Below are 6,812 nucleotides of genomic sequence, written 5' to 3' on the forward strand. Positions count from 1 at the left end.
GTAGTGGCATACAGGGCCGAGTGCTCCTACAGCTCAACGGCAGGTGGTTCGTCTGCTCGGACGACAACATGGATGACGACGCTCATATCGTAGTGGTGGACGACGAGGTCGATGTCCGGGAGACGGTGACCGACTATCTCGTGAGTCGCGGCCTGCGTGTCACCGCCCTGGAGAACGCGGCCCAGCTGCGTGAGCTGCTGGGCAAGAGCAAGGTCGACGTGGCGCTGCTCGACCTCCGCATGCCCGGCGAGGATGGGCTGAGCCTGGCACGCCATGTCCGCGAAACCTGCGATGCCGGAATCATCATGGTGACGGCCATCGCGGAGCCTGCCGACCGCGTGCTCGGCCTGGAGCTAGGCGCCGACGATTACGTGGCCAAGCCCTTCGACCTGCGCGAGTTGCTGGCAAGGGTACGTAGCGTGCTGCGCCGGCGCGCCGCGGCCTCGGAGCCGGCGGCCCCGGACACGAAGAGCAAGGAGCGGATCCGCTTCGGCGACTTCGTCATCGACATGGTGGCCCGACGGCTGCGGCGGCTGGACGGAACCGATATCCCGCTCACCGCGATGGAGTTCGACCTGCTCAGCCTGTTCGCGACCAGGCCGGGCCGGGTCCTTTCCCGGGACCAGATCCTCGACCTTGCTCACAACAAGGACGAGGAGCCGCTGGACCGGAGCATCGACATCCGCGTCACCCGGCTGCGCCGCAAGATCGAAGTGGACCCGGCCCGCCCAGCCCACATCAAGACCGTGCGCGGCGTCGGCTATGTCTTCGAGCTGAAGGCATCGCCGGATTGACCGGCGGAAGCTTGGCTGGTCCCGCCAAGATGCCACAATGGGCGCGTTCCAACCCGGAAAGCAGCATGCTCTATCGCGAACCCAGCCTTGCCGAGCGGGAGGCGATCTATCGGCAGGTGACATCGACGGCCGGCGTAGGTGCGTTCACCTGGGACCTGACGGCACAACAATGCCTGTGGTGCTCCGAACAGCTCGCTCAGATCTACGAGGGGACCGTCGAAGATTATCTGCGCGAGATGGGCACGGATCCTCAGATCGTCTCCCACATCCATCCTGACGACGTCGATCGCTACGTGGCGCTGATCCAGAGCGTCATGGAATCGAAGGGCTCCTACCGCATCAGCTATCGCGGGCGGATCAGGAGCGGCCGCTACGTCCATGTGGTCGAGGCTGCGGAAACCTATGTCGATCCGTCGACCGGCCACCTGTTGATGGTGGGCTGCGTGATCGACGAGACCCCGCACAAGCAGATCGAGAGCGTTCTCCGCGAGGCAAACGAGACGCTCGAACGGAAGGTGGCGGAGCGGACTGCCGCTCTCGAGGCGGCGCTGGCAAGGGCGGAGGAAGCCGAGAGCCGCTTCCTCGCGGCTGCCCAGGCCCTGCAGGAAGGGCTGGCCATCTTCAATGTCGAAGATCGCCTGACCTTCTTCAATGATCGGCATGTAGCCCTCCTTCCAGAGCACGCCCGCAGCGCCCTGAAGTTGGGCCGCACATTCCGGGAGATGGTGGAGGAGGTGGAAGCCACCGGGCCCGTGTATCACGCGGACATGGGCGGCGACTTCGTCAGCCGGCGCCTCGCCATGCACGAGGCCGCGTCGGGCGAGGTTCTGGTCCGCTACGCCGACGACCATTGGGTGCTGATCAAGGAAGGACGCATGGCCGATGGCGGCCGCGTGATCCTCACGACCGACGTCACCGAGGACCAGCGGCGCGAACAGCGCCTGCGCCTTTTGGCCACCGCCGTCGAGCAGGCAGGGGATTCGGTGGAGATCTGCGACCAGGACTACCGTCTGATCTACGTCAATCCCGCGTTCAGCCGTCTCACCGGCTGGACCAGCGAGGAAGCGTTGGGCTGCACGCCAGCTTCGCTGCTGCGCTCCGATGCGCACGACCGTGCCTTCTATGAGGATATCGAGCGGACGGTGGAAGCGGGACGGACCTGGAACGGCCGGATCGTCAGCCGCCACCGCGAGGGCCGGCTGATCCACCAGGAAGCGACCATCTCGCCGCTGTTCGATGACACGGGCAGGCTTACGCACTCGCTCGCGATCAAGCGCGACGTCACCCGCGAGGTGGAAACCCGGGCGGCGCTGGCCGAGAGCCAGGCGCGGCTGGCCGCCTTCATGCTGAACGCGCCGGTGGGCATGTACGTGAAGTCGCTGGAAGGCCGCTACCTCATGGCCAACCCGGAGATGGAGCGGGTGTTCGGGATGCCGCTGGCGAACGTGCTGGGCAGGACGGCCGCCGAGGTGTTCGGCCCGCACGAGGCCGAGTTCATCGCGCAGTACGACCAGGAAGTGATCCAGTCCGGCGAGACGTCCTCGAAGGAGGAGTTCCTGCCGGACGTATCCGACTATGCGTGGTCGCTGGTCCTGCGCTTTCCGATCAAGGATCATGCCGGCCGGACAATGGAGATCGCCGGCTTCGACGTCGACATCACCGCCCAGAAGATGGCGCAGGAGCGCATGGCCGCGAGTGAGGCGTTCTTTCGCTCGATCGTCGAGGACCAGAGCGAGTACATCATCCGCCTCGACCCGAATCTGACCATCACCTTCGTCAACGCCGCGTTCGCCCGCAAGCGGGGCGAGGCGCGCGAAGCGATCGTGGCGCGCCGGATGCTGGATCTGATCGCTCCAGCCGACCGCGACGCCTATCGGGCCCGGCTCGCCAGCCTGACGACTGACCAACCGACGGTCAGCACCGAGGTCGTCATCGCCAAGCCCGACGGGAGCACCGCCCACGAGCAGTGGACGGACCGGGTGATCTTCGACGAGACCGGCAACCTGGTCGGCTTTCAGTCGGTGGGCCGAGACGTGACCGCCGAGCGACGCGCCGAGGCTGAACTGCGCCGCAGCGAGCGAGGCTTTCGCGAACTGGTCGAGGCCCACCCGATGCCGCTGGCCGTGATGCGCATGGATACGGGCCAGCCGCTTTTCGCCAGCGCCTCGTTCCTGGGAGCCCTCGGCATCTCGCTCGCTGACATGCGGACGGGCGACATCCGCCGCTTCTACGCGGATCCCGAGGAGCGTGCCCGCATCTATGCGCGCCTGCGGGCCGAGAGGGGGATCGAGGCCATCGAGGTGACCTTGCGCCGCAGCGACGGGACGACCTTCCCGGCGCTGATGCGTTGCCGGGTGACGACGCTGGGCGGGCGCGACGTGGTCCTGTCCAGCTTCGTCGATCTCACCGACCAGAAGCGCCTAGAGGAGGAGATGGAGCGGCAGCGGGACGCCCTCTACCAGTCCGAAAAGCTCACCGCGATGGGCTCGCTGCTGGCCGGTGTCGCCCATGAACTGAACAACCCGCTGTCGGTCGTGATCGGGCAGGCGGAGATGCTGCTCGAGGAGGCGACGGACGGCGTGGTCAAGCGGCGCGCGGAGCGCATCCAGCGCAACGCAGACCGCTGTGCCCGCATCGTTAGGACTTTCCTGGCCATTGCCCGCCAGAAGAGTCGCGACCGCAAGCTCGTCGCGGTGGAGGGCCTGGTCGAGGGTGCCATCGGCTTGGCTGCCTATGGCTTCAAGGCCGATGGCGTCGAGGTGGTCCAGGAGGTCGCGCCCGATCTTCCGGCGGTGCTGGTCGACGAGGACCAGATGCACCAGGTGCTGACCAACATTCTGGTCAACGCCCAGCAGGCGCTGCGTGACCAGGAAGGCCCGAAGCGGCTCGTCATCACGGCGCAGGCGGAAGCTGCCGCGGTCGTGCTGACGATCGAGGACAATGGTCCGGGCGTGCCGGAAGCCAACCGCAGCCGCATCTTCGAGCCGTTCTTCACGACCAAGCCGATAGGGGTGGGAACGGGCCTTGGCCTGGCGCTGTGCCATGCGATCATCACCAGCCATGGCGGAACGATTGCAGTGGAGAATGTGGCGGGCGGCGGTGCTCGGTTCGTCATCCGTTTGCCCGCTGGCGCGCAAGCGGCAGCCGAGGCCCCACCGGCGAGCGAAGGCTGGCCGGACGCTACGCAGGCGGTCGTGCTGATCGTCGATGACGAGCCCGAGATCGTCGAACTTCTGAGCGAGGCGCTGGCCCTGGACGGTCACCGGATCCTGGTAGCGCCGAACGGCCGCGAAGCCCTGGAGGTCCTCAAGCGGCAGCGGGTCGATCTGGTGCTGACCGACCTGCGCCTGCCGGAGATCGACGGCCAGCGGCTGCAGTCGCTGGCAGCCCAGCTTCCCGACCCGCCGCCCTTCCTGTTCATGACCGGCGATACGCTGTCGGCCGGCAAGCACCCGAACGGCGAGCTGCCGTCGCCCCTCATCGAGAAGCCGTTGCGGCCCGCGGATGTGCGCTCCGCGGTAGCCCGGGAGCTGTCCGCCGAAACCGCTTGAGACGTCGCTGGTCGCGCGAACGAACAGGGGTGCAGGAGTTGCCCCCGTCCCAATCGATCCTATTTGTTCTCCATGACCACTGCTTCCGCAACGACACCGCTTCCGCTCCTGCCGGAGGCCGTCGCGCAGCCGATCAAGAAGGCGATCGCCGCAAGGGTCGTCGCTCTGTTCAACGACAGGTCGCGGCAGGAACAGCCCGTCGGACGGCATCCGGACAGCCTGTTCGGTCCGCACTCGGTGGCATGGCGGGTTCATGGCGACATCACCTCCATGATGGTCGGGGGCATTGCCAGCCTGCTGCTGCAGATGCTCCACCCGGCCGTGCTGGCGGGGGTGTGGGATCACTCCAACTTCCGGGCCGATATGCATGGCCGACTGCGGCGGACGGCCAGGTTCATCGCGCTGACCACCTACGGCGAGCGCAGTGAGGCCATGGCGGTGATCGCGCGCATCCGGGGCATTCACGACAGGGTCCAGGGTGTCCTGCCCGACGGCACCGCGTATGCGGCGAACGATCCGGCACTGCTGGCATGGGTGCACGTGACGGAGACGATCAGCTTCCTCGACGCCTGGATCCGCTACAGCGAGCCCGACATGTCGGACGCCGACCAGGATCGCTATTTCGACGAGATGGCGCAGGTGGGCGAGGCACTGGGCGCGCATCCCGTACCACGGAGCCGTTCCGAAGCGCAGGCGCTCATCGAGGCGATGCGGCCGCAACTGCGCTGCGATTCGCGGACCCGCGCCGTGTCGCGCCTGATCCTGACGCGGCCAGCGCATACAACGCTTACAGGCCGGTTCATGACTCTGACGATGGATGCCGCGACCGACCTGCTGCCGGATTGGGCAATCCGGATGCACAGGCTCTATGCGCCGCCCACCAGCCGTCCATTGGTGCGCGCCGGCACGCTGGGCATTGCCCGGACGCTGCGCTGGGCATTCAGCTGAAGGCATCGCCGAAGGCGCGAATGCCATGAAGCGAGGCGACGAGGATCGTGCCGGAGGGAGATCTTAGGCCGGTGTCATGCTGGTCAGAGCGCCGTTCCAGCAGTGTCCGACGAGTAGCTGGAACCCGGCGCGCGTCCCACCATTGAACATGCAGGCGATGGCGAGGGCCGAGATGACGTCCGGGACTTGGGAAGGTGGATGCCTTTGCGGAGCGGTACGTTACCGTTTCACCGGGGAACTGCGGGAACTGCTCTACTGCCATTGTCGCATGTGCCAGCGTGCCGGGGGCACGCCGGTGGTGGCATGGATGACCCTCTCCACGTCCGGGCTGCAATGGACCGGCAGGCCACCCGCCTCCTACCAGTCCAGCGCGTCGGCGCGGCGCTTCTTTTGCGCGGCATGCGGCTCGCCCTTGGCCTTCCAGGCGGACGACGAGCCGGATCAGATTGACCTTACGATCGCGTCTCTGGACGATCCTGCCCGCGCCGCGCCGACCTATCATGCCTGGGTGTCCAGCCGGTTGCCCTGGTTCGAGACGAGCGACGACCTGCCCCGTCACGAGCAAGCCTCTGCGACTTGAGCTTCGTGAACAGGCCGTGGCTTCCCTGCCTGCGCGATCCAGGGTAGTGCGCCGAGGCGATCCCGCATGGAGCCGCCATTGTCCGATCGACGCTACGACGTGCTGGTAGATGCCCGCGGCCTTGCGTGCCCAATGCCCCTGGTGAAGGCACGCCAAGCCCTGATGGTGATGGACCCTGGCGCCACCGTCTGCATCCTCGCCACCGATCCGGCTGCCCCAGGCGACTTCGAAGAGTTCGTCGAGATCAGCGGCCATGCCCTGGAACGGAGCGACCGGGAGAAGGACGTGTTCTTGATCGTCCTGCGGAAGAAGGGTTGAGACCTGCCGCCCACGCAAAGGCGGCAGCCTGCCGCTTTGCGACCAGGGCCGTACGGGCATCCGGGTCCTGCGGGTCATCAGCCGAGAAATAGCCCGCGCCCGGCTGCCGGTCAGCCTCGCGAACGACCAGGCAGGCAAGCTCGGGAAGTCCAGCCTCCTGCCGAGCGCGGTCGATGGCACCCAGGATCCGGCAGAGATTGCCGACGGTGCCGGAGCCCAGCCTGTGGCCGAACATGTCCAGCACCTGGCGGTAGCTGACTGCATGCCGCTCGACCGCAGCCTGGACCAGGATCCGCTCCAGCCGGGCCGGATCGATGGCGATGCGCTCTGCGCGCTGTTCGTTGTCTGGCCAGCTTGGCCAAGCCTGCGGCATGACGGCGGATCCTCAACGATGCGACGGGCCGGTCCTTCTTGGACCAGCCCGCCGACGATCGATAGAGGAACTACGCCTACTTCTTCACGTAGGCATGCGCGTGCGCGACGATGATCTCGGAGTTGACCGGCAGCTTCAGGCTGCCGAGCGTGCTGACCTTGATGTGGATGCCGTTGACCTGCGGATAGCCGCTGGTGGTGGTGGGGATGATCTGCTCGTTGAGGATCACGTAGCCCAGGCCCGGCAAG

7 protein-coding genes are annotated in these 6,812 nt (G+C 66.7%); 5 read left to right on the plus strand and 2 right to left on the minus strand.

Translation table 11 applies throughout. From position 1 onward, the window contains the following. Positions 1–68 precede the first annotated feature (68 nt). The 5 genes from VHL31_RS25100 to VHL31_RS25120 all read left to right on the plus strand — a co-directional run bounded on the left by VHL31_RS25100 (position 69) and on the right by VHL31_RS25120 (position 6,191). Positions 69–794, plus strand: a complete 726-nt coding sequence (locus tag VHL31_RS25100; RefSeq protein ID WP_329663993.1) for a response regulator — start codon at positions 69–71, stop codon at positions 792–794. A 65-nt stretch (positions 795–859) separates the two neighbouring features. Further along, positions 860–4,345 carry a PAS domain S-box protein gene (locus tag VHL31_RS25105; RefSeq protein WP_329663994.1) on the plus strand — a complete coding sequence of 1,162 codons (3,486 nt, stop codon included), beginning with the start codon at positions 860–862 and terminating at the stop codon, positions 4,343–4,345. 72 nt (positions 4,346–4,417) lie between these two features. Next, positions 4,418–5,293 carry an oxygenase MpaB family protein gene (locus VHL31_RS25110; protein ID WP_329663995.1) on the plus strand — a complete coding sequence of 292 codons (876 nt, stop codon included), beginning with the start codon at positions 4,418–4,420 and terminating at the stop codon, positions 5,291–5,293. 172 nt (positions 5,294–5,465) lie between these two features. Beyond that, positions 5,466–5,873 carry a GFA family protein gene (locus VHL31_RS25115; protein WP_329663996.1) on the plus strand — a complete coding sequence of 136 codons (408 nt, stop codon included), beginning with the start codon at positions 5,466–5,468 and terminating at the stop codon, positions 5,871–5,873. 78 nt (positions 5,874–5,951) lie between these two features. Next, positions 5,952–6,191 (plus strand): sulfurtransferase TusA family protein, encoded by a 240-nt coding sequence (locus VHL31_RS25120; RefSeq protein WP_329663997.1) that lies wholly within the window; start codon positions 5,952–5,954, stop codon positions 6,189–6,191. Here the strand turns inward: VHL31_RS25120 and VHL31_RS25125 are convergent. Then, positions 6,118–6,564: a hypothetical protein gene (locus tag VHL31_RS25125; RefSeq protein WP_329663998.1), complete on the minus strand. Its 447-nt coding sequence runs from the start codon at positions 6,562–6,564 to the stop codon at positions 6,118–6,120. The genes VHL31_RS25120 and VHL31_RS25125 overlap by 74 nt on opposite strands. 76 nt (positions 6,565–6,640) lie before the next feature. Beyond that, entirely contained in the window at positions 6,641–6,811 is a 171-nt protein-coding gene (locus VHL31_RS27105; protein ID WP_414653824.1) for a choice-of-anchor P family protein, read from the minus strand. Position 6,812: the final 1 nt, after the last annotated feature.

It is taken from the genome of Geminicoccus sp. (genome assembly GCF_036263595.1).
Taxonomy (GTDB): Bacteria; Pseudomonadota; Alphaproteobacteria; order Geminicoccales; family Geminicoccaceae; genus Geminicoccus.

Excerpts from the sequence above, each read along its gene's own strand:
- VHL31_RS25110 (WP_329663995.1), top strand. The coding sequence starts at position 4,418 with ATGACCACTGCTTCCGCAACGACACCGCTTCCGCTCCTGCCGGAGGCC.
- VHL31_RS25105 (WP_329663994.1), top strand. The coding sequence starts at position 860 with ATGCTCTATCGCGAACCCAGCCTTGCCGAGCGGGAGGCGATCTATCGG.
- VHL31_RS25100 (WP_329663993.1), top strand. The coding sequence starts at position 69 with ATGGATGACGACGCTCATATCGTAGTGGTGGACGACGAGGTCGATGTC.
- VHL31_RS25115 (WP_329663996.1), top strand. The coding sequence starts at position 5,466 with ATGACGTCCGGGACTTGGGAAGGTGGATGCCTTTGCGGAGCGGTACGT.
- VHL31_RS25125 (WP_329663998.1), bottom strand. The coding sequence starts at position 6,564 with ATGCCGCAGGCTTGGCCAAGCTGGCCAGACAACGAACAGCGCGCAGAG.